Below are 21,122 nucleotides of genomic sequence, written 5' to 3'. Positions count from 1 at the left end.
TATAGGAAATTAGTATGATTACTTATGCTAAAATCAAATTAAATTACAATTTATTGGGGGTTTATAGATGATTGAGGCTATTACTATAGAAGCGTTTGCTGAATTATCGTCTAATGATAGAGAAGCATACATATTAGATAGAGTGCAGTTAGAAGATTTTTGGCTTATTGGCCATGTAAGGTACCCTTTTGAAGAAAAACCGTTTTTCTTTATTGATCAATTGATTAACCCATATACAGGAGTATCATTAGAAGCTAAAATTTTTAATGATTTTATTCGACCTCTATCAATCTATTGCCGAAAAAAGGCAACGGATAAACCATATGAAGACGGAACATTGGTTGCTGCCAAGTTGCATCTCACTGAGTCCAATAATGAGATAAAAAAAGGAAATATCTTAAATACCACTTTAGAAGAAGTGTATCCGATTGAAGATAGTGATGAAATCTTTGATTTAATTGGGATGAATAAAGAAGAGGTAGGTATTATCGCCTTAGCAAAACCATCTCTATATAAAGACAGAGAAAGTCGTTTTATTAATGCGGCTAATATTATAAAAACTAAAATTAAAGATGATATAAAGCATCTTGATTCAATATTAAATGAAAACCAAAAACAACTATCGTACATGGAAAGGCAGGAGGAACGTTTAGATAAAACAAAACAAAATCTATATTCACTTCAGCAAAAACTAGAAGAATTAGGTTTTGTATTTGACAAACAATCTGAAGAAAAACTAGAAGAATCAGAGGAATCATTCCTTGATACACCGGAAACACCTTCTGAATTATTAAAAGGAATACAATCACAACTTAGTGTACGCGGATACCATTATGAAGAAAAGACAATACGGCAGATATTACTAGCACTTACCACAGATCAAATGATTATATTATCTGGTCCTTCAGGAACTGGAAAAACTACGATAGTAAAGCAACTTGCATCTATTGTAAATGCATATTATGAAATCATACCTGTCCAACCCAGCTGGACGGATAAACAAGATTTACTAGGTTTTTATAATCCTATCCGAAAATTATATGTTCCATCTCCATTTTTAGATTGTCTTATAGAAGCGAAAGAAAACAAAGATCAATTGTACTTTATTTGTTTAGACGAAGTAAACCTTGCACAAATTGAATATTATTTAGCTGACTTACTCAGTGTGCGAGAATTGGAACAAGGTAAGCTTCGTTTATATAGTGATTTTGAATATAAGCAAAATATAAATGAAATAAAATGGTTTATTCAACGCATGTCAAAAGAGAAAGTTTCATCTATTGAAGAAGCACTTAAAAAGATCCAAATGGATTCAATAGCCCATTATGAGATGGTTACCCGTTTTGAAAACATAAAACGTTACAAACCTCTCCTTGATATACCACAGAATGTTCGAATTATTGGAACAATGAATGTTGATGGAGCTGTACAGGCGTTAAGTCCAAAAGTAATTGATCGTAGCTTTGTGATTCCAATAAATCGTCAGGATAAGGAGATAGTAGATTCAGTATCTAAAATTGGAAAGTATGATATTTCCGCTGAATATTTTACAACAAATATAACGGAAACACCTAGAATCTCCAACCAGCTCCGCGAAGCAATTGATGAAATACAGCAAGAACTGAAAAAGTGGAATATAGAATACAATGAACGATTTGAAAAACATATATTGCTTTACTATGTAGCATCAAAAAATTTGGGACTTTCAACTAAGCAACAGGTAGATGATATTACACTAATGAAACTACTACCTCGTCTACATGAAATGATAGAGGATGAACAACTCATTACAACACTATTACAAGTAATTGAACGTCATGGCAAAGATGAATTATTAAGTAAGAGAAAACTAGAAAAAATGAAACTTAGATTTAAACAAACAGGCTTATTCTCATATTGGAGTTGATAATGCATGCAGGTAGAGTTATACATGATTAAGGTATGGTATAACCATAGCGGAAAGCCTCAAAGAGAATTATTGCCAATCACATCTATAAATGTAGGTGATAAAATAGCTCAAAAAAACAAACATGAGTGGGTTATTCCAAACCATTATCGTAGTCAAAATGAAAATTTCATGCGGCAAATTGGAATTCGCTTTGTGGATAAGGAGAATAATGTAACGGCACTTTCTATCTCTTCTCCGGACGGAAATTTTAGAAGTGAATTTGTCTTTTATCCTAAAGAAAATATATGGTTCGAACCAACACGATTTTCTAACAAGAAAAGAAAAGGATATTACTTATTTGAAGAATCTAGTATATTAACAGGTCTAACAAATGCAGGAACGGCCAAGCTAAGCTATGAAGAAAATTGTGAATGTAAGGATTTCGCAACCATCCACTTCATACCTTCATCATTACCAATAGAGGATTATGAAGAAATGATCGCGGATTTATACCGTATTCGTGAGGATATTGTTCGCGATGACCGAAACATTGCGAGAGTTGGAATAAATCCAAATAAAGTTGTAATGGAATTGCAGGAACAGTTAAGAAAGTTAAAAATTGCAATTAAACAAATAAATGCTAGTCCAAACTCAACACTTAAGCTACAAACTACTAAGAAAAAACCACAAAATTATGGCCGTTTTGATCTTCGCATGGAAATTGAGCAACATATAAATCCTGGCAAACCAAGTTATAGAGGTCGTGAACTTAAACCAGTGGTTGCCACATTTGAGAATATGCTCATAAAACAAATGTTATTAGATTTGGTTCGATATGCTACTGCTATGGGCTCAAAAGAGATTACTACCAAATCATTACTAAATAGTATGTTAAATGAGCGTGCCGTGTATTTTCGAAAAAGTGATTTAGAAATTCAAAGATTACTAGGCTCTGTCGAAAAGGTAGAGGATAAGGAAACTTATAAACATGTACACAATAAGTTAATGGAAGATATGCAACAGTACTTGGATGAAGAAAACAGTATACGTAAGGACATTAAAGTATCGGCAGATTATTATAAGATTCCAAACCCACAGTCCAATACAGAGTATATTGAGTTAATACTAGAAATGAATGGATTGTTGACTAACAATAATCAGTATTATCACCGTCAATCCAATCAAGGTTTGGCTGCTCAATTAAAGTATGATCGTCGTCAACAACATTTAAAAGTAAGGAATTATTTTATAAACAATCTATCAAAGATACCCAATGGGAGTTATTTTGGAACGATTCAATTATCAAGTGAACATGTACAATCACATATGAGATTTTATAAGGCTTTTTCTGAAAAGGCACAGCAAGAGTCAATAAATCAACCTATGAGCATTAAAATTTGTGGGATGGTACGGAAACAACCTTTTGGAGTAGATGCTGTTTCCACACCAAGACAGTTTGATAATTACATAGATTATACGTTTGATTTTGTTTACATTTCTAATATTCTAGTAGATGGTATTGTTATAGATATTCCCTCAGATAAAAATTCACTACTTGCATTCTTGGATAATGAGTTACCTGTTATGATGAATAATGCAGATCAAAGTGAAGATTCATTTATGCGTTTAAAGCAGTTAGAGAAACTTCAATCACTGACTAATCAGATGGAAGATATTCATAACGTTTCTAGGAAATTCGATGATCTAAAGGAAGCTGCAGAGGAGCTACTTGATTTAAATTTATTTTCCAAACTTGAGTTAAAAGAACATCTTCCGATAAAACCAACACAATTGTTTTTACATAATCCTACCTACCGCGTAGCTTGGCAAGCAATGCAGCGAATTAAGTATGAATTGTCCGCTTCATTATATGTACAACAACATCAACGACAGGTTAGTACAGGTAAGGTGGAATATATTTTTGAAGTATGGACACTCTATAAAATTATTCATGCTTTAACCAAGGAAATGGGTTGGAGATTAGACGGGAACAAAGATGTTACCGCACGTTTAGATCAATACATGTTAGAGGGAACTGAAAAAGGCCTCCAAAACTTTTCAGCAACCCTTCATTGGCAGCACTGGGAGTTGGAACTTTATTATGAGCCAAAGATCAATCTTCCATTTGATAATTACCTAACACCAGACTTTGTTTTTAAATTTAAAAGAAATGGAAGTACTATGGGACTTGTTATATTAGATGCAAAATATCGTAATTACGAATCACAAGGTATAGAAAAGTGGGTAAAAGATATTAATGATATAGCAATTACTAAATACGGTAATATGCAACCAATTGAAACAAAGTGGCAATTCCCAATCATGGCATCCGGCATTTTACATTCTGATGTAAAAATTTCAGATAACAACGAGGACAAATATAATCCATATCATGTTATGTATAATGAAACCCTATTTAACACAAATTTATCAGATGAAAAGGCACATAAATATGGTTCTATATATATGATTCCTTCTAAGACCTATGTTTTTAAGAATTGGTTCCGTTTAATTATGGAATATCATCTTGGTGATCATAAGGTATGTTGGAATTGCGGTGAAACAGAAGAAGTACAAGAGCGTCAACTTTTAACTCAATACGGTTATCCAAAATACTATTACATGTGTCAATCCTGTAATGAATTTTGGGTGAAAGTACACTGTCGTTCCAATCGTCATAAAATCATAAAACATATGAATAACTACCATTTACAAATAGAAAGTAGAAGAAAATGGTGGGTTATCTGTCCAAGTTGTGGTGATGGAAGGCCGGCACGCCAGGATAAATCATTTGATACAACTTTATTTAAACAGGATCCAGAAATTATTTGTTTTGGAGAAGATGTACCCTGGTAATCTAAAAATGCATTGGCTTGGTGATATTCCCAAGTCTATCTATTATTTTGATGCATCTTGAGGTGTGCAGTATTTTTTTAAAAATCGCTCTTTGGTAAGCTAATTAGTAAGAAGATAATAATTGCAACCTTAAGATATAAACCCCAACCAATAAAATACTTTAATTACAATAACTTCAAATTGATGTTTTGAAGCTTATGTTCATTTTTATTGTAACATGTACTTTTAAACTTATTTAGGCTTATCTGTTGACCTTCTATTAGCTGGTATCGTGGAATAAGAAGCAGCTTTTTTAACTACAATAAAACCCCACTCTTCAAATGAGTGGGGTTTACTAAGTTTCCTCATTGAGTTAATTAACTTTCTCGACGATAAAGCTTCTATTATTGGTTTTGCATAGCTTCCTCCATTTTTAACCTAGTATGAATCCTAATATTTCTCCCATTTACTCGTGACGAAGAAATATAGTGTTTCTCCTTCAGAGCCTGAACAAAATCTCGGTGCACTTCATTGTACCTAATCTGCGGCCGCTTTCCATTTTCCGCTATCTCCGCATAGGGATCACCCAATTTTGTTAACAATTCTGTAATAGTATCAAAATCAAGCTCATCGATCCGTTTACTGATAAGCATGAGCTTCTCATCGACACGCATATCAACTGCTATTAGCCAGTTAACTAAATCCCTGGATAGTTTCACACGATTTTCAAGAATAAAGCCAGCTAATTCCTCAGCAAAAGCTGTATCTTCTTTTGATAAGCTAGCTACATCCAGAGCCTCAATCAAAAGGCCTTTATAATTTTTCGGGATGCGTTCTGAATGAAACAGCTGCACCACACTCTCATGTTCCAACGGATAGTTATCCATGTTTTCGGTAAACTGCTGAATATTTTCCTCCAAGTATAAGCGAACTAGGTCGTTGTTACTAGCCTTAAGCGACTCAAAATTCTCAGTGCTCAGCGTCAGCACACCCTGAACAATCATAGTTTCCACTCTTTCCTTAGGTAGGGAATCTTTGAAACTATAATCCATAATACTCCTTATTCACCCTCTTATAATTTCTTAGGTGATAGTCATCGCCAAAATAATTAATCTGTATACTAAACAATATTTGAGCATTAATTTCAAAAGAAAAAAACCAGCCCAAAACTCAGCCGGTTTTTCAAAAATTCTATATTATCATTCACTAAAATAACATGTCAGACGTAAGCCATAGGTTTCTTTTAGGTAGGAATCAGTTGCTAGAATAATTTGTTTCATTGAATTTGTGATTTTCTTTATCGATACTCCCGGTTGAACAATTGAAATTTCAAGTTCCGTTTCGAATCCAGTTTGCACCATCTTTTTCAACATATGCAAAGTTCGTAAATTTCCCTTTTCAAACCGAGTTCCGTCATATTGTCTTTGCCTAATATTTTCTCGTTCAATCATCCGTTGAACAATTTGTAAGACATTATCATTCCACATGATTGACTTTTCAGCTTGACCACACACTTCATATAAGTCGCTCACACGAGCTCCAGGAAGTTTTTCTGCTGAATATTTACAATGATACAAATGAAACAAAACTTTTTGGTTTTGAGTATCAATTTTAACTGAAACGATATCTGCAATTTCTCCCGCTCCATCATCATCAAAAATAATATCTGATGACTGATCTACAATTTTATGTATCGTAGCGTATTGAATGGAGTCTGCCTTTCTCCCTCTTCCTTGAGATTCAGATTTTATATCGACTTTAAATTCATTCCAATCAACAGCAGTTAAAGAGTCTTGTTGCAATTCGATGTCCCTTTTTGGTTTTATTACCGTTTGTAAATTTTCTTGTACTACGACAATAGTTCCATCGTTTTGAATGAAAGAAACTTCCGGTGAGTATTCAGAGAGATACTCAGTCATTTTAACTGTTCCATTACTGGATTTAACTAATAGCTCTTCACCCTCGATTTGATTGAAACTAAATGATGTCTCATTAATAATCTGCTCAAAGACAAATTTTCGTTCATTTATCCAAAATTCAAAACGAAGATTTTCATTAACTATATGGGGATTCTTTAAAAATGTTTGAAAGAACGGAAATTCCTTTTGTTCTTTTGATAAATACAACTGTCGAGTAGAAGAATTGGAGACTTCAATTATTTCTGGCATTGATATTTTATAAGGGACACCTTCTGGAAATTTCTTAATAACCTCTAAGGCAAGGGAATTATTTAATATATTATTTGTATCTATAGTATCATCCAAAACCTTCTTCCCTATTTTTTGACACCAGTCTGTCCAAAATTTAATCCGTTCTACCCAACGCATCCAAATTTTCCCTTTATATGAACAACCAATACTTATTCGTTCTCCATCTTGATACCCATAACCAAATAAATTAGACTTAGTTGACCCCGATGCAACAGCCTCACTAATTCCAGCCTTAATATCAGTACCAGCAAACATTCTAAAACTAATTCTTCCGCTAGGTTTTTGCTTTAATCCTAAAGTTCCAAGCATCAATCGGTTAATTCCATCTAAGCTTCTATATACTGAATCTCCTCTAATTGGTGCTGCTCCAGCAAACATATTATCTACAAGTCGATTCCCTTTTCCAGCATCAGTTTCGTTTATATGAACGATTCCATTGTCTTTATCAAAGAACAGTACAAAGAAATCATAATCATATTGAACTATATACTTTTGATCTGACCAAGCAACCTTTGTTTCGATTTCCTCTATGAAAACAAAAACAAAATCTTCGCCATTTATTAACGATGTAGTTTTTTCTGGATCCAATACTTGTTTCCATCCATTTACAAAAACTTTTTTCGAAGTGTGCTGAAACATCCTGGTACTTACTTTCATTTTAAGTTGGGATAAATCTATATCCTTTACATGACCTTTTTCAAACTTATCAATAAATTCACCAAGCTCAACTTCATTATTAATTGCTTGATTTGAATGGATATTAAGAAGTTGGTTCCAGTCAGCATTCTGATGATATAGCTCTTCAATCGCTTCCTTCAAATCGTCCATTGCCACATTCGTGATGAGACTTGCATTTCCTAGCTTATTTCCACTTGTTCGAGCAAAACGTCCAATGAATTGAAGTGTTATCGGAAGCGACTTATATTTGTCATGAATTGCCGCAATTTTTAATGTTGGAATGTCTATGCCTTCACCAAACATATCTACACAAACAACAATCTTTGATTTACCTTCTTTAATTTGCTGTAAGTATTTTTTCCTCTGAGCAGAGGGAATTCCCGTGTGAATCACAACTGGATTATACTCTTTATATTGAGAGTAAATTTCCTCATATAACTCATCAGCTTTTTTCCGGCTATTTGCTCTGGCTAAAAGTACGTGCTCATATCCTTTTTCTAAATCTTCATGTAATTGCTTAACAGCAATTTTTGCAATTTCTTCGTCAGACTTTCGCTCATCAAACTCTTGAATTGGATAAAAATCGATCGGTTGAAATACCCAGATTTTTGAGCCAATGCCAAGCCATAATTGAAAATTATTTTACCATCGACCTTTTTGCCATCATTTCTAAATGGAGTGGCAGTAAATTGTAGAATTTTTTTCCCTGAAAATCTTTCTCTCACTGTTCCCCAATCAGGAGCAGCAAGGTGATGAGCTTCATCAAATATTACAACCTCTACATTTTCAACGAGTTTATCCAAAACATAAGGAGGCAAATTTTTAATCATACCGGGAGTTGAAACAACTATATTAGCCTCTTCAAGAGCATTAATCAGAACTTTTTCATCCTCATTCCCTACTTTTGACTTATATAGAAAAGTCGTTGGGAAAATAACCTCATCTGAAATCATTTCTAATTTTGGAAGTATACCAAAATGGCTCGCGCCTTCAAAAATTTGCTCCCTCAAAAGATTAGAGGGTACAATGATAAGTGTTGAAGGTATCCTTTCAGAAATAATCGTAGCATACATTGTTTCAGACTTCCCTGTTCCAGTTGGTAAGACAATAGTTGCTGGAGATTTTGATGTAGCCCAGTGTGCACGAATTGCAGATAATGCTCCGAATTGAGGCAAACGTAAACCAATCTCATCTTCATTTCGAGACACTCTCTCATGATATGACGCTTTCCAACTATTAATAATTTCTTCTCGCGTGAAGCTTTTATCTTCATCATCCGTAAATCGACTTAACTTATTATCACGACCAATTGTTGAAATTATATTTTTATACTTTGCCAAACCAACCACTTCTCCCTGTTATATAATTACAATTAAGTAATTATATTGTAACAGAACAAAGAAAACTTTTTATGTGAAAAAATCTATTTACTAACAATAAATGTAATTATTCAACTTCAAAAGACTACCACTAATTTAAATTGAAAAGCTATTTGTATGTATGGATATTTATATCTTAAATAGAAAAAAACTAGCTCTGAACTCAGCTAGTTTTTTTCTATTATCCAATTGATCTAAAGCAAACTACTTCATTTTTGAAGTATAAATTGGCCAAAAGTAATTTGAACTATAACCTTGCCAAAACGGCAATTATATGGTCAAAGTCACATGCTGATCTGTTATCCACCTATGTATGGTGGAGACGGTGGGACATGTTATTCCATGCTTTCGTCATGGCACTGACTATATCTTGAACCTGAAGATCCCAGGTCCTTCGGCGTATTATACGAAATATAAATTTACTTGTGTCCAAGCAGAATTTCGTATCCTAGTACTACCAAGAATGGCAGCCTATAAGTCGATACACGGCTGTTGGATTGCTCCACATACCGCTCGGCATTGCCTTGCAACGATAAACGTTGGTTAGGTTTCACCGATAAAGCCGAATTATCACTTATGTGTTACCACATAAGGCGACTAATTATTAATCGAACCCACGTCCAAAGATATTGGCACTTAAGCTTCTACGAGTGTAGTCGGTTTATTCGCGTTTCGCGGATCCGTCTGCCAGCCGACAGGCGCCTGGACCGCTAGCCTGATTATTCTCTTCCATCGTCCTCAGGCGGAGGACAACCGGCGTAGCCCACTAAGAGTGAGTCCCTTACCCTACCACATGGGCGATGGAGGGAGGAACAGCTAAAGTGCTATTACGCAGCTAAAGCTAAGTTGTTGTTTGTTTTGCCAGTTATTGGCTGTGGCGTTTTAACGAGGCCGACCCCCTCGACTCGCAACTTAAGCTCAAACTACCCCTGTCGAATCCGTAACGTCCCCATTATAAAATGGTAAGCAGAAACTTAATTCTGCCGAACCTCGGAAAGAGAGATAAAAGCTCAATCGCTTCTATTCACTTGTGTACTCAGTATAACATTTTTGCTTCATCGTCTCAATTGTAACATCCTGTAAAAGGAACCAATTAAGCTTTTTGGCGATCTCGGAATGCACGCTCGATCTCACGCTTCGCATCCTTTTTCTTCAGATCATCACGCTTATCGTAATGCTTCTTCCCTTTTGCAAGTCCGATCAATAGCTTCGCAAACCCATTCTTCAGATACATCTTCAAAGGAACGATTGAATAACCTTGTTCTTTTGTTGCACCTAACAGCTTGTTAATCTCTTTGCGATGTAAAAGCAGCTTGCGCGTACGAAGTGGATCATGATTGTACCGGTTTCCTTGCTCGTATGTGCTGATGTGCATGTTGTGTAGGAACAACTCGCCATTTTGCACACGTGCGAAAGAATCTTTTAAATTTGCCCTGCCTGCGCGAATGGATTTGATCTCCGTGCCCTGAAGGACAATTCCTGCTTCAAATGTTTCTTCGACGTGGTAATCGTGCCGCGCTTTCTTATTCTGTGCGACTACTTTCCCTTCTCCTTTTGGCATGTAAAACTCAATCCTCCCCACAGCAAGTGAAGTTTAATTATAGCAATATGGTCAAATAACGTCAAGGTTCACCACTGTAGATGAACCTTGACTGAACATGCTTATTATTTCTTCTTTTTCTTGCCTTTTTTCTTAGCTACTGGTTTATAGAAAGGTTTCTTCTTCCCTTTCTTTGAATCTTGAGGGCCGTTTGAACGCTCTGATTCACTCGTGCGGTTCTTACCTCTTCTTCCTCGGCCACGTTTTGGTGTATCTCCAATATCAATCACTTTTTGGCGATCTTTAAAGCGTTTACGAGGTGTTCCTTTCATTCCGACGATTTCAAAATCAATCGCTCGCTCATCTACATTTACGTTCGCAACTCGAATGGAAATCTCATCACCGATTCGGAATACGTTACCTGTACGCTCACCGATCATCGCCATGAACTTCTCATCAAATCTGTAGTAGTCGTCTGTTAGATAGCTAACATGTACGAGACCTTCAATCGTGTTTGGAAGTTCAACGAACAATCCAAAATTCGTTACAGAACTGATCACTCCGTCAAACTCTTCACCGATCTTATCGAGCATGAACTGTGATTTTTTCAGTTCATCCGTCTCACGTTCGGCATCAACAGCACGGCGTTCCATCGCAGATGAATGTTTTGCGATTCCAGGAAGTTCTGCTTTCCAATGACTGACTGTTTTTGGTCCTGTGTCTTTTTTAAACAGATACGTACGGATGAGGCGATGTACGATTAAGTCTGGATAACGACGAATCGGTGACGTGAAATGCGTATAAAATTCTGTCGCCAATCCGTAGTGACCAAGTGACATATGATCGTACTTCGCTTGCTTCATAGATCGAAGCATGATCTTTGAGATCACCATTTCCTCTGGCTCGCCTTTTACGGTCTCCAAAAGCTGTTGAAGGCTGCGCGGGTGAATATCGCTCGCGGTTCCTTTCAACGCATAACCGAACATACCGATGAACTCTAAGAATCGCTCTAATTTACCTTCATCAGGATCTTCATGGATTCGGTACATGAACGGAAGCTCGAGCTCATGAAAATGCTGTGCTACGGTTTCGTTGGCACAAAGCATGAATTCTTCGATCAATTTTTCTGCAACGGATCGTTCGCGAAGAACAACGTCTTGTGGGTCGCTGTTTTCATCTACGAGCACCTTCGCTTCAGAAAAATCGAAGTCAATCGCACCGCGTGCAAAACGTTTCTTGCGAAGAACTTCAGCAAGCTCTCCCATTAACTTAAAGAAAGGGATGAGTGACTCGTATTTCTTGTTAACCGCTTCGTCTTCATCCTGCAAAATTTTACGAACATCGGTATACGTCATTCGCTCTGTTGTTTTGATCACACTTGGGAAGATTTCATGTTTGATGACCTCTCCATCGTGGTTGATCTCCATCTCACAAGAGATCGTTAAGCGATCTACTTTCGGGTTCAATGAACAGATCCCGTTGGATAGACGATGTGGGATCATCGGAATTACACGGTCGACTAAGTACACACTCGTACCGCGCTCTTGCGCTTCTTTATCGATCGGAGAATCTTCGGTTACATAGTGCGTAACATCTGCGATATGTACCCCAAGCTTATAATGACCGTTTGGCAGCTTGATCACATGAACCGCATCATCCAAGTCTTTCGCGTCTGCTCCATCGATGGTAACGATGGTTTCGTTTCGAAGATCGCGACGTCCTTCAATATCTTTCGGATCGATCTCATCTGGTGTGTTATGAGCTTGCTCGAGTGCTTCAACTGGAAACTCTCTTGGCAATCCATGTTTAAAGATAACAGAGATGATATCTACACCGGGATCATTCTTGTGTCCGATAATGTGAATGATCTCTCCTTCAGCACTGTTTCTGCCCTCAGGATATTTTGTGATCTTCACAAGAACCTTATGTCCTTCTACAGCTCCGTTAACGCCGTCTGCAGGGATAAAGATGTCATTCGGGATCCGTTTGTCATCAGCTACAACAAAACCAAATTTACGGCTCTCCTGGAACGTTCCGACGACCTCTGTAACGCCTCGTTCCAAAATACGAATGATCGTACCTTCAGGACGTGATCCTGAAGATGTTTGGTTTAAGCGCACGAGCACCGTGTCTCCACTCATTGCACCATTCATATCAGATTGTGAGATATACACATCTTTTTGTTCAGAGTCTTCTGGGATAAGAAACGCAAAACCTTTTGCGTGTCCCTGAACGCGTCCTTTGATCAGGCTCATCTTTTCAGGTAATCCATAACGGTTTGTACGTGTTCGAACGACAGATCCTTCATCTTCTAATTCATTAAGTGTTAAAACCAGTTTCTTGAAAGCTTCAGCGTCAGGAAGTTGAAGAGCTTCTTCAATCTCTGTTACTGTCATCGGTTTTTCCGATTCTTTCATGAGCTGGAGTATTTGCAGTTTATCCAAAAACTGACCTCCTTTTAAGGAAAAAAGGTTCTATTCTGACCAATCGAGGTCTTCTAAGAAAGCATAAACATCTTCATGCAGCTGTTCTTTTTCCTTGTCCAATGTTATAACGTGTGATGAATTTTCATACCACTTTAAATCTTTCGTTTCACTTTCTACTTCATCATAAATAATATTTGCAGAATTCGTGTTTATCATTTCATCATTTCTAGCCTGCACAACAAACGTAGGTGCGTATACGAGATCTACTGAATTTCTTACACTTTGAATAAGATCTTGAAGAGCTTTTAACGTATTCATCGGTGTTTTTTTGAATTCTTCCATCTCTTCTTGAATCTGTTCTGCTGATTTCTGTTCACGCTTTTTATATTCTTCAGCGTACGCACAAACCCCTTTATACATCACTTCTTCACTCTTGATAGACATGGGTGCGCACATCGGAATAACAGCTTTCACGGGATGTTCAGTAGCAAGTTTTAAAGAGAATACGCCACCTAACGAAAGACCGCAAACAGCAATCTCGTCGTATCCTTTTTCTTTTAGATGATTGTAGCCGCCAATCACATCTTCCCACCAGTCTTTGGGCCCTGTGTGTACTAATTCTTCAGGAGGAACGGCATGTCCTTTATACTGAGGGGCATGACATGTATAGCCCTTCTTCTGCAGAAATCTCCCCATCATTCGTACATCGGCTGAACTGCCCGTGAACCCATGAAGCATTAAGACTGCCCGCTTTCCACCTTCAAAGAAAAACGGTTTTGGTGCTGCGATTTTCATGTTGTACCTCTCCTATTCATTCGTTAAAAATTGATATACTTCTTGTATTAATTCTTCTTTCTCTACATCATGACAGATCATGTGCTTTGATTCTTTAAAATAACAAAGACGTTTGTTAGATGCTGCTATTGCTTTGTACAGATATTCTGCACTTCTTCTCGGAACAAGGCCATCACATTCTCCTTGAACGATTAGAGTTGGTGCCGAGACTTGTGAGAATTCAGGTTTGATCATCCTTACAAGCTTCTGAAACTCTCTCGTTGCACTGAAAGGTGTATCAAGGAACTTTTTTCGATACCTTTTATATAATTCATGATCTCTTAATTGACCGTTCAGACCAGAGACCATCATATTGGCAATATCTTTAATCATCTGTGCGGGGTTAAGATAGTAGGCACTTGCGTTCAAAAGAATTAATTTGTCGCACCCGTACTTTGAAGCGAGATATCCCGCGATCATCCCACCCATCGAAAAGCCGACAATATAGATCTGTTCAACTTTTTCTCGTAGCTCCAAATAGGCACTCTCAGCTTCTTGAAGCCATTCTGTATGTGTTCTACCTCTTAATGAGAGCTCAGTTCCGTGACCAGGATAAGTGGGCACAGATAACAACCAATCTGTATGCTTCTCAAGATATTCTGTAATTGGCTCGATCTCATAAGGTCCACCTGTGAACCCATGCAAACAAAGACACCCAATCATGCTACCACCTTTTTTGTCTATAGGTTACCCTTTTATCCTCGTATCAAATCATATCACAACCACTCTTATAAAGGTTATGCGGCGTTTCTACAGACTAAAAAAACAACAAGCGGCATTCACCGCTTGTTGTTTTTGACTGTTCTTTAATTCATCGGAATAAAGTATGCTACTGAAATCGTTAGAATGAAGAACAACACTGCAAGAATGATCGTTAACTTACTTAGCAATGCGTCGATTCCACGTGCTTTTTGTTTACCAAAAAGCTGTTCAGCTCCACCTGTAATCGCACCTGATAATCCTGCCGAACGACCTGATTGAAGAACAACGACAACGATTAATGCGACTGATACTAAAATAAGAAGGATTTTTGCTGCTGTTAGCATGTATGTTACACCTCCACCGTTCCACGTTACATTACCCTAAATGTACCATAACTTGAAGGGACGAGGCAAAGCTTTTTTCAGAACCTTCATTAATTTGTTCCTGAATAGTTGATATCAAATTCTTTATGAAAAATATAGAGGCGAACCGCTCTAATGACATTCAGTCTTTTGTTTAACATTCCTACTACTTGAACGGTAGCTCCTGGCTGAACGGCTTCGTCTGGCGCAATATCAAGCGTCTTGTCTCCATCGAGCAACTCTGTCTTAGCATCCAGTTTTACTTTCATCAATGTTTTTTTATGAGAGATGGTAAATACTTGGCCATTGGTTTCTTTTACTTTTCCAATAAAGCTGATCGGATTCAATTTTTCCAGTTTGTTTTCTGCACCATCCGAAGATTCTTGTTTAAGTGGTTGCATCATAAACATCCCCTCTTCGTAATAATGGGGACATCCCCCATTTTCATTTTACTGTTACTTGTTGAGTTTTATGTCTGTTTCTAGTGATGTGTCTTTTTTTGACGAGTAGTAGTTATCATTGAAAATGGATTTTTTGATTACAACATCTTCATAGGTCTTAGATTTCAAACGAGCTTTCTCCCCATTTGTAATCTGCAGGTCATAGGTTCGTATATATAGAATCGTAAATAATAAAATGATAAATGCCCGGATTAATCGAAATCGATATGATCTTCCTCTTCGATCCCGTCTAGTTTCCTCTACCCTCATTACTTCTTCACCACACCTATTTCAAAGAAACAACTACGTTAAAAAGGAGTTTTTTCCTTTTATTTAATTTACTCTCTTTTTGTCTAGTCTAAAATGGATTTATCATGACTCTTTCCTCATACGAAAATGATAAGTTTCTGATAATTTGAAGGGGTTTTTTAGAAATTAAAAAGCCTATCAGAACGATTGTGTTCTAACAGACTAAAGGGAGTATTCCTATTTAATTAATTTGCAGCATGTATCCATAACGAGGAACGGTAACGATCGAATCTCCGTATGGACCAAGCTTCTTTCTAAGTCGGTAGACAAGAGCATTGATCTCATCGTTTCCAACGTCAGGTATGTCGTTCGAACCAGCAACCATTCTCTCTGGCCATATTTGAATCTTTATTTCGTCACTGCTGACCGCCTGATTCTTTTTACGATACAAAAATACTAGAAGGTCGGTGTGTTTTCCTGACAGAAATAAGGGCTCACCATCAATCGAGATTTGGCGGCGTTCAGGAATGATATGCAACCCACTTGTAATCTGTGATTCTGCAGGTTCGATAGGTGAAGTGAACTCCATCGTAAGGTCCGATTGATCCGCTTCAGTGTTCAGATAGGTTAAAAGGATAACTCCCTTTGCCAAGCTGATCACATCTCCAGATTGCAGCTGTTTTGGCATATGTGGCTCGAGTAGGTGATTATTGAGCGCCGTTCCGTGCTTTGAATCTAGATCTCGAATAAAAGATTCCCCGTCTTGCATGTAAATCTCAGCATGCTTTCGAGAAACGTATGGACTAATAAATGACACATCTGTTTCGTTTGTTTGAGAAGAACGGCCGAAGACAAGTGCTTCTCCCTCAGGTTTCAATGGCATGAGACTCCCCGTGTCATAAGGATCCCCAGCTTCTATACGTATGTATAAACTATCATTCATCAAAAATTCCCCCGTACATCAAGCAAGTACTTGTTATAAGCATTTTAAATGATTTTCGTTAAAAATAGAAGGATTATGAGGTTTTGTGAGAAATTCGGTAAGAGATGTGGTAGATATTTAGTTAATTTAGAACTTGGAACGCTCGTGAATGACTCTAATGAGTGACATTGAGATTCTGAGAAGGGTGCGTGAAGTTCTTAAATCGCTCATAAAACTTTCGAATCGCTCATAAATTCCTGGAATCGCTCATAAGACTCTGGAATCGCTCACAAATTCCTAGAATCGCTCATAAAACTCTCGAATCGCTCACAAATTCCTGGAATCGCTCATAAAACTTTCGAATCGCTCACAAAATTCTGGAATCGCTCATAAGACTTTCGAATCGCTCACAACCCTCATGAAAACACTATATGTATTTTATTCTGAAATCCATCAAGCAAAAAAGACAAGCCTTATTACCTATCTTTCTCTTTTTAGGTATAGGACAACCCTGCTTTTACGAATCTTAAGGGTAACACGATTGGAGGGATCAAAAATGACTGTTTTTGAAACGATGTCGCTCATGATCAGTTTCTCAATGCTCATTGTTACTATCCTTCATTCTAACAATCGCTCTCGATAAGCAGCAGAGTTGGCTTAACCCCTCTTAAATGAAGACAGCCCCCGGATCAGCGCTTATAGTGCTTAATCCGGGGGCTTGTCTTTTTCACAAAGACAAAATGGCGAGTTTGTCTTTGTGTGGGGTCAGACCCCAATTATTTTTTAAGGTTGTAGAATGCGTTCATTCCTGGGTATACAGCTAGGTTGCCTAGCTCGTCTTCGATGCGAAGAAGTTGGTTGTACTTCGCAACACGGTCAGTACGAGAAGGAGCACCTGTTTTGATTTGTCCAGCGTTTGTCGCTACAGCGATGTCAGCGATCGTGCTGTCTTCAGATTCACCTGAACGGTGAGAGATTACTGCTGTGTAACCAGCACGTTTAGCCATTTCGATCGCGTCGAACGTTTCAGTCAACGTACCGATTTGGTTAACTTTGATAAGGATTGAGTTACCAATTCCTTTTTCGATACCTTCAGAAAGCTTAGTAGTGTTTGTTACGAACAAGTCGTCACCAACAAGCTGTACGCGGTCACCGATACGCTCTGTTAATAGCTTGAAGCCATCCCAGTCGTTCTCGTCAAGACCGTCTTCGATTGAAACGATCGGATATTTGTTAGCAAGATCTTCGTAGAAAGCAACCATCTCTTCAGAAGTTTTAACAACACCTTCTCCTGATAGGTGGTATTTTCCGTCTTCTTTGTTGAACAATTCAGAAGCAGCAACGTCCATTGCAAGGCGAACTTCTTCACCTGGCTTGTAACCAGCTTTTTCGATCGCTTCCATAATTGTTTGAAGAGCTTCTTCATTTGAACCAAGGTTTGGAGCGAATCCACCTTCGTCACCTACAGCTGTGTTCAATCCTTTTTCTTTAAGAACTGCTTTTAAGCTGTGGAAAATTTCAGTACCCATGCGAAGTGCTTCAGGGAAGCTCTCAGCACCAACAGGCATAACCATGAATTCTTGAATGTCTACGTTGTTATCCGCATGCTCTCCACCGTTTAAGATGTTCATCATTGGAACTGGAAGAGTTTTAGAGTTGAATCCTCCAAGGTACATGTAAAGAGGTACGTTTAAGAAATCAGCAGCAGCATGTGCAACAGCCATAGAAACACCAAGGATTGCGTTAGCGCCTAGTTTACCTTTATTTTCAGTACCATCAAGCTCGATCAACGTTTGGTCGATTCCAACTTGGTCTAGTACATCAAAGCCGATAAGTTCTGGAGCGATGTTTTCGTTTACGTTGTTAACCGCGTTCATAACACCTTTTCCAAGGTAACGCTCTTTGTCACCATCACGAAGCTCAACTGCTTCGTATTCACCTGTAGAAGCACCAGATGGAACGATTGCGCGTCCAAAAGCACCTGATTCTGTGTAAACTTCTACTTCAACTGTTGGGTTACCGCGAGAATCTAGAACTTCGCGAGCGTAAATTTCAATAATAGCTGACATAATTGTCTCTCCTTTTAAAAGAAAATGTAATTTGAGAATAAGGCATTTCTGGCATGATGTACAAGAGTCTCTGTACATATTCCGTAAAAGAAACTTATTTGATTAACGATGTACCTGTCATTTCTTTCGGTTGTTCTCCACCTAGAAGTTTTAAAACCGTTGGTGCAAGATCGGCCAAGATTCCGTCTTGACGTAGTTCTATTCCTTCTTGTGTCACAATTACCGGTACAGGATTTGTCGTGTGAGCTGTCATCGGATTGCCTTCCATCGTAATTACTTCATCAGCATTACCATGGTCAGCTGTAATGATCGCTGCTCCACCTTTTGCAAGGATCGCATCGACCACTCTTCCTAAACACTCATCAACTGTTTCAACCGCTTTGATCGTAGGCTCAAGCATGCCTGAGTGACCTACCATGTCAGGGTTGGCAAAGTTTAAGATGATCGCATCGTGCTTATCTGCTTCAATCTCTCCAACAAGCGCATCGGTAACTTCATAAGCACTCATTTCAGGCTTTAAGTCGTACGTTGCCACTTTAGGCGAGTCGATTAAGATACGCGTTTCACCAGGAAACTCTGCTTCACGTCCTCCGCTGAAGAAAAACGTTACATGTGGGTATTTTTCAGTTTCGGCAATACGAAGTTGCTTAAAGTTTTGTTGTGATAAAACTTCACCCAACGTGTTGTCTAGATTTGTAGGTTTGAATGCTACATCCCCATCAACCGTTTCACTGAAGTGTGTTAAACATACGAAGTGAAGGCTTTTCGGGAACGCTTCTCCGCGATCGAACCCACGGAAATCTTCGTTCGTAAACACTTGTGAGATTTGAATCGCACGGTCAGGACGGAAGTTACAGAAGATGACTGCATCTCCATCTTGAACGGTCGCAACAGGTTCTCCGTTCTCTTGTTTCAATACAGAAGGAAGAACGAATTCATCATGAACACCATTGCTGTATGAATCTTCAACAACTTCAAACGGATCTTTATAATCTGGTCCTTCACCATAAACCATAGCGCGGTACGATTTTTCAACTCGGTCCCAACGCTTATCACGGTCCATGGAATAGTAACGGCCAGAAAGTGTTGCGATCTCACCAACACCGAGTTCATTCATCTTATCCACTGTTCTTTGAATATAGCCTTTAGCTGATTGCGGTGGTACATCACGCCCGTCCAAGAATCCGTGCAGATATACCTTTTCCACGTTCTGCTTTTTAGCTAGTTCTAATAGTGAAAGAATGTGTTCGATGTGGCTGTGAATACCACCATCAGAAAGCAATCCAAAGATATGAAGGGCTTTGCCGGTCTTTTTCACATGATCCATCGCATCCATAAACGTTTGATTTTCGTAAAAATCGCCCTCTTTGATCGATAGATTCACGCGCGTCAAACTTTGGTAGACGATACGTCCTGCACCAATGTTTAAGTGACCTACTTCAGAGTTACCCATTTGACCTTCAGGAAGTCCAACGGCTTCCCCACTAGCTGTTAGTTGAGCGTGCGGATACGTTTCCCAGTAGCGGTCAAAGTTGGGCTTTTTCGCTTGTGCAACAGCATTACCTTTGTCTTCATTACGGCAAGCAAAACCGTCTAAGATGATTAAAGCTACTGGTTTTTTACTCATCGGCTAACGCCCTCCAGAAGCTGAAGGTAAGATTTTGGCTCAAGGCTAGCTCCGCCAACCAAAGCGCCATCAATATCAGACATACCCATTAATTCTTTAATGTTATCAGGCTTAACACTGCCGCCGTATTGAATACGAACAGCATCTGCAACATCTTGAGAGAATTGATCGGCTACAACACTACGGATGTAAGCACATACTTCGTTCGCATCTTCAGAAGAAGCTGTTTTGCCTGTTCCGATCGCCCAAACTGGCTCGTATGCGATCACGGTTTGTTTCATCTGCTCATCTGTTAGACCAGATAAACCTTTTTCAGTCTGCTCTTTAACAACATCCTTCGTCTTGTCAGCTTCACGCTGTTCAAGCGTTTCACCCACACAAACGATTGGAGTCAGACCATGCTTGAATGCAGCATGTGTCTTTTGGTTAACAAGCTCATCTGTTTCACCAAAAAGTTCACGACGTTCAGAATGTCCAAGAATAACATATTGAACGTTTAGATCTTTTAGCATAACAGGGCTGATTTCACCTGTGAACGCACCACTCTCTTCAAAGTGCATGTTTTGTGCACCAATGGCAAGTGGTGTACCTTCTGACTCGTCTGCTAAGCTGTCAAGGAACAAAGCAGGAGCACAGATTACAGAGTCTACAGTTTCAGCTGAAGGCACAAGACCTTTCACTTCTTCTACAAAACTGCGTGCTTCTGTTAATGTCTTATTCATTTTCCAGTTACCTGCAATAATAGGTTTACGCATTCTTTTCACCTCTTAAAAGTGTTTCTTTTAGGGTAGAGCTAAAGTTCATTCTCAAACATCATTGACAAGTTGATTGAAGCGCAAGGTGCGAGACTCCTGCGGGACAAGCGGTTAGGTGAGACACTTAGTGGCGCAAAGCGGCAAGTGGCTCACCGCCTGCCCCGCGGAAAGCGAAGCACCTGGAGCGGAAATCAACCGCTCACAAA

16 protein-coding genes and 1 other RNA gene are annotated in these 21,122 nt (G+C 38.4%); 3 read left to right on the top strand and 14 right to left on the bottom strand.

What is annotated here, in order from left to right; genetic code table 11:
- Positions 1-67: 67 nt before the first annotated feature.
- Both ACOZ9X_RS01875 and ACOZ9X_RS01870 read left to right on the top strand, forming a co-directional pair.
- A complete protein-coding gene (locus tag ACOZ9X_RS01875) occupies positions 68-1,906 on the top strand; it encodes an AAA family ATPase (RefSeq protein WP_423416786.1) in 1,839 nt (612 codons plus the stop codon).
- A 24-nt stretch (positions 1,907-1,930) separates the two neighbouring features.
- Complete coding sequence (locus ACOZ9X_RS01870; protein WP_423416785.1) at positions 1,931-4,744, top strand: nuclease domain-containing protein; 2,814 nt, start codon at positions 1,931-1,933, stop codon at positions 4,742-4,744.
- Between the two features lie 383 nt (positions 4,745-5,127).
- On the opposite strand, the gene ACOZ9X_RS01865 is transcribed toward ACOZ9X_RS01870, so the two are convergent.
- The 11 genes from ACOZ9X_RS01865 to ACOZ9X_RS01815 all read right to left on the bottom strand — a co-directional run bounded on the left by ACOZ9X_RS01865 (position 5,128) and on the right by ACOZ9X_RS01815 (position 16,486).
- Entirely contained in the window at positions 5,128-5,775 is a 648-nt protein-coding gene (locus ACOZ9X_RS01865) for a hypothetical protein (protein ID WP_423416784.1), read from the bottom strand.
- Positions 5,776-5,922: 147 nt separating this feature from the next.
- A complete protein-coding gene (locus tag ACOZ9X_RS01860; RefSeq protein ID WP_423418205.1) occupies positions 5,923-8,139 on the bottom strand; it encodes a DEAD/DEAH box helicase in 2,217 nt (738 codons plus the stop codon).
- Positions 8,109-8,951: a DEAD/DEAH box helicase gene (locus ACOZ9X_RS01855; RefSeq protein ID WP_423416783.1), complete on the bottom strand. Its 843-nt coding sequence runs from the start codon at positions 8,949-8,951 to the stop codon at positions 8,109-8,111. The genes ACOZ9X_RS01860 and ACOZ9X_RS01855 overlap by 31 nt, the downstream gene beginning before the upstream one ends.
- Positions 8,952-9,595: 644 nt before the next feature.
- Positions 9,596-9,933, bottom strand: a transfer-messenger RNA (tmRNA) gene (gene ssrA / locus ACOZ9X_RS01850).
- Between the two features lie 150 nt (positions 9,934-10,083).
- Positions 10,084-10,551 (bottom strand): SsrA-binding protein SmpB, encoded by a 468-nt coding sequence (smpB, locus tag ACOZ9X_RS01845; protein WP_066239234.1) that lies wholly within the window; start codon positions 10,549-10,551, stop codon positions 10,084-10,086.
- A gap of 104 nt (positions 10,552-10,655) precedes the next feature.
- Positions 10,656-12,947 (bottom strand): ribonuclease R, encoded by a 2,292-nt coding sequence (gene rnr, locus ACOZ9X_RS01840; RefSeq protein ID WP_423418204.1) that lies wholly within the window; start codon positions 12,945-12,947, stop codon positions 10,656-10,658.
- A gap of 57 nt (positions 12,948-13,004) precedes the next feature.
- Positions 13,005-13,751 (bottom strand): alpha/beta hydrolase, encoded by a 747-nt coding sequence (locus ACOZ9X_RS01835; RefSeq protein ID WP_423416782.1) that lies wholly within the window; start codon positions 13,749-13,751, stop codon positions 13,005-13,007.
- 12 nt (positions 13,752-13,763) lie between these two features.
- A complete protein-coding gene (locus ACOZ9X_RS01830; RefSeq protein WP_137791703.1) occupies positions 13,764-14,453 on the bottom strand; it encodes an alpha/beta fold hydrolase in 690 nt (229 codons plus the stop codon).
- A 143-nt stretch (positions 14,454-14,596) separates the two neighbouring features.
- Positions 14,597-14,836 (bottom strand): preprotein translocase subunit SecG, encoded by a 240-nt coding sequence (gene secG / locus ACOZ9X_RS01825; RefSeq protein ID WP_066397553.1) that lies wholly within the window; start codon positions 14,834-14,836, stop codon positions 14,597-14,599.
- A gap of 89 nt (positions 14,837-14,925) precedes the next feature.
- On the bottom strand, positions 14,926-15,258 hold the full coding sequence (locus ACOZ9X_RS01820; RefSeq protein WP_144698119.1) for a hypothetical protein: 333 nt from the start codon (positions 15,256-15,258) through the stop codon (positions 14,926-14,928).
- Between the two features lie 526 nt (positions 15,259-15,784).
- Positions 15,785-16,486, bottom strand: a complete 702-nt coding sequence (locus ACOZ9X_RS01815; RefSeq protein ID WP_423416781.1) for an FHA domain-containing protein — start codon at positions 16,484-16,486, stop codon at positions 15,785-15,787.
- Positions 16,487-16,883: 397 nt separating this feature from the next.
- On the opposite strand from ACOZ9X_RS01815, the gene ACOZ9X_RS01810 reads away from it, so the two are divergent.
- Positions 16,884-17,108 carry a putative holin-like toxin gene (locus ACOZ9X_RS01810; RefSeq protein WP_423416780.1) on the top strand — a complete coding sequence of 75 codons (225 nt, stop codon included), beginning with the start codon at positions 16,884-16,886 and terminating at the stop codon, positions 17,106-17,108.
- Positions 17,109-17,241: 133 nt separating this feature from the next.
- Here the strand turns inward: ACOZ9X_RS01810 and eno are convergent, their stop codons facing one another.
- The 3 genes from eno to tpiA form a co-directional block, all read right to left on the bottom strand.
- Positions 17,242-18,534 (bottom strand): phosphopyruvate hydratase, encoded by a 1,293-nt coding sequence (gene eno / locus ACOZ9X_RS01805; RefSeq protein WP_137791699.1) that lies wholly within the window; start codon positions 18,532-18,534, stop codon positions 17,242-17,244.
- A 94-nt stretch (positions 18,535-18,628) separates the two neighbouring features.
- Positions 18,629-20,161, bottom strand: a complete 1,533-nt coding sequence (gene gpmI, locus ACOZ9X_RS01800; protein WP_423416779.1) for a 2,3-bisphosphoglycerate-independent phosphoglycerate mutase — start codon at positions 20,159-20,161, stop codon at positions 18,629-18,631.
- A complete protein-coding gene (gene tpiA / locus ACOZ9X_RS01795; RefSeq protein WP_197221925.1) occupies positions 20,158-20,916 on the bottom strand; it encodes a triose-phosphate isomerase in 759 nt (252 codons plus the stop codon). Before tpiA ends, gpmI begins: the two co-directional genes overlap by 4 nt.
- Positions 20,917-21,122 lie beyond the last annotated feature (206 nt).

Source organism: Fictibacillus nanhaiensis, assembly GCF_049537595.1.
GTDB classification, from domain to species: Bacteria; Bacillota; Bacilli; order Bacillales; family Fictibacillaceae; genus Fictibacillus; species Fictibacillus nanhaiensis_F.
The sequence above is the reverse complement of the archived record's forward strand: the minus strand, read 5'-3'. Positions and strand labels throughout refer to the sequence as shown.

Excerpts from the sequence above, each read along its gene's own strand:
- ACOZ9X_RS01875 (WP_423416786.1), top strand. The coding sequence starts at position 68 with ATGATTGAGGCTATTACTATAGAAGCGTTTGCTGAATTATCGTCTAAT.
- ACOZ9X_RS01870 (WP_423416785.1), top strand. The coding sequence starts at position 1,931 with ATGATTAAGGTATGGTATAACCATAGCGGAAAGCCTCAAAGAGAATTA.
- ACOZ9X_RS01865 (WP_423416784.1), bottom strand. The coding sequence starts at position 5,775 with ATGGATTATAGTTTCAAAGATTCCCTACCTAAGGAAAGAGTGGAAACT.
- smpB (WP_066239234.1), bottom strand. The coding sequence starts at position 10,551 with ATGCCAAAAGGAGAAGGGAAAGTAGTCGCACAGAATAAGAAAGCGCGG.
- rnr (WP_423418204.1), bottom strand. The coding sequence starts at position 12,947 with ATGAAAGAATCGGAAAAACCGATGACAGTAACAGAGATTGAAGAAGCT.
- ACOZ9X_RS01835 (WP_423416782.1), bottom strand. The coding sequence starts at position 13,751 with ATGAAAATCGCAGCACCAAAACCGTTTTTCTTTGAAGGTGGAAAGCGG.
- ACOZ9X_RS01830 (WP_137791703.1), bottom strand. The coding sequence starts at position 14,453 with ATGATTGGGTGTCTTTGTTTGCATGGGTTCACAGGTGGACCTTATGAG.
- secG (WP_066397553.1), bottom strand. The coding sequence starts at position 14,836 with ATGCTAACAGCAGCAAAAATCCTTCTTATTTTAGTATCAGTCGCATTA.
- ACOZ9X_RS01820 (WP_144698119.1), bottom strand. The coding sequence starts at position 15,258 with ATGATGCAACCACTTAAACAAGAATCTTCGGATGGTGCAGAAAACAAA.
- ACOZ9X_RS01815 (WP_423416781.1), bottom strand. The coding sequence starts at position 16,486 with ATGAATGATAGTTTATACATACGTATAGAAGCTGGGGATCCTTATGAC.
- ACOZ9X_RS01810 (WP_423416780.1), top strand. The coding sequence starts at position 16,884 with ATGAAAACACTATATGTATTTTATTCTGAAATCCATCAAGCAAAAAAG.
- eno (WP_137791699.1), bottom strand. The coding sequence starts at position 18,534 with ATGTCAGCTATTATTGAAATTTACGCTCGCGAAGTTCTAGATTCTCGC.
- gpmI (WP_423416779.1), bottom strand. The coding sequence starts at position 20,161 with ATGAGTAAAAAACCAGTAGCTTTAATCATCTTAGACGGTTTTGCTTGC.
- tpiA (WP_197221925.1), bottom strand. The coding sequence starts at position 20,916 with ATGCGTAAACCTATTATTGCAGGTAACTGGAAAATGAATAAGACATTA.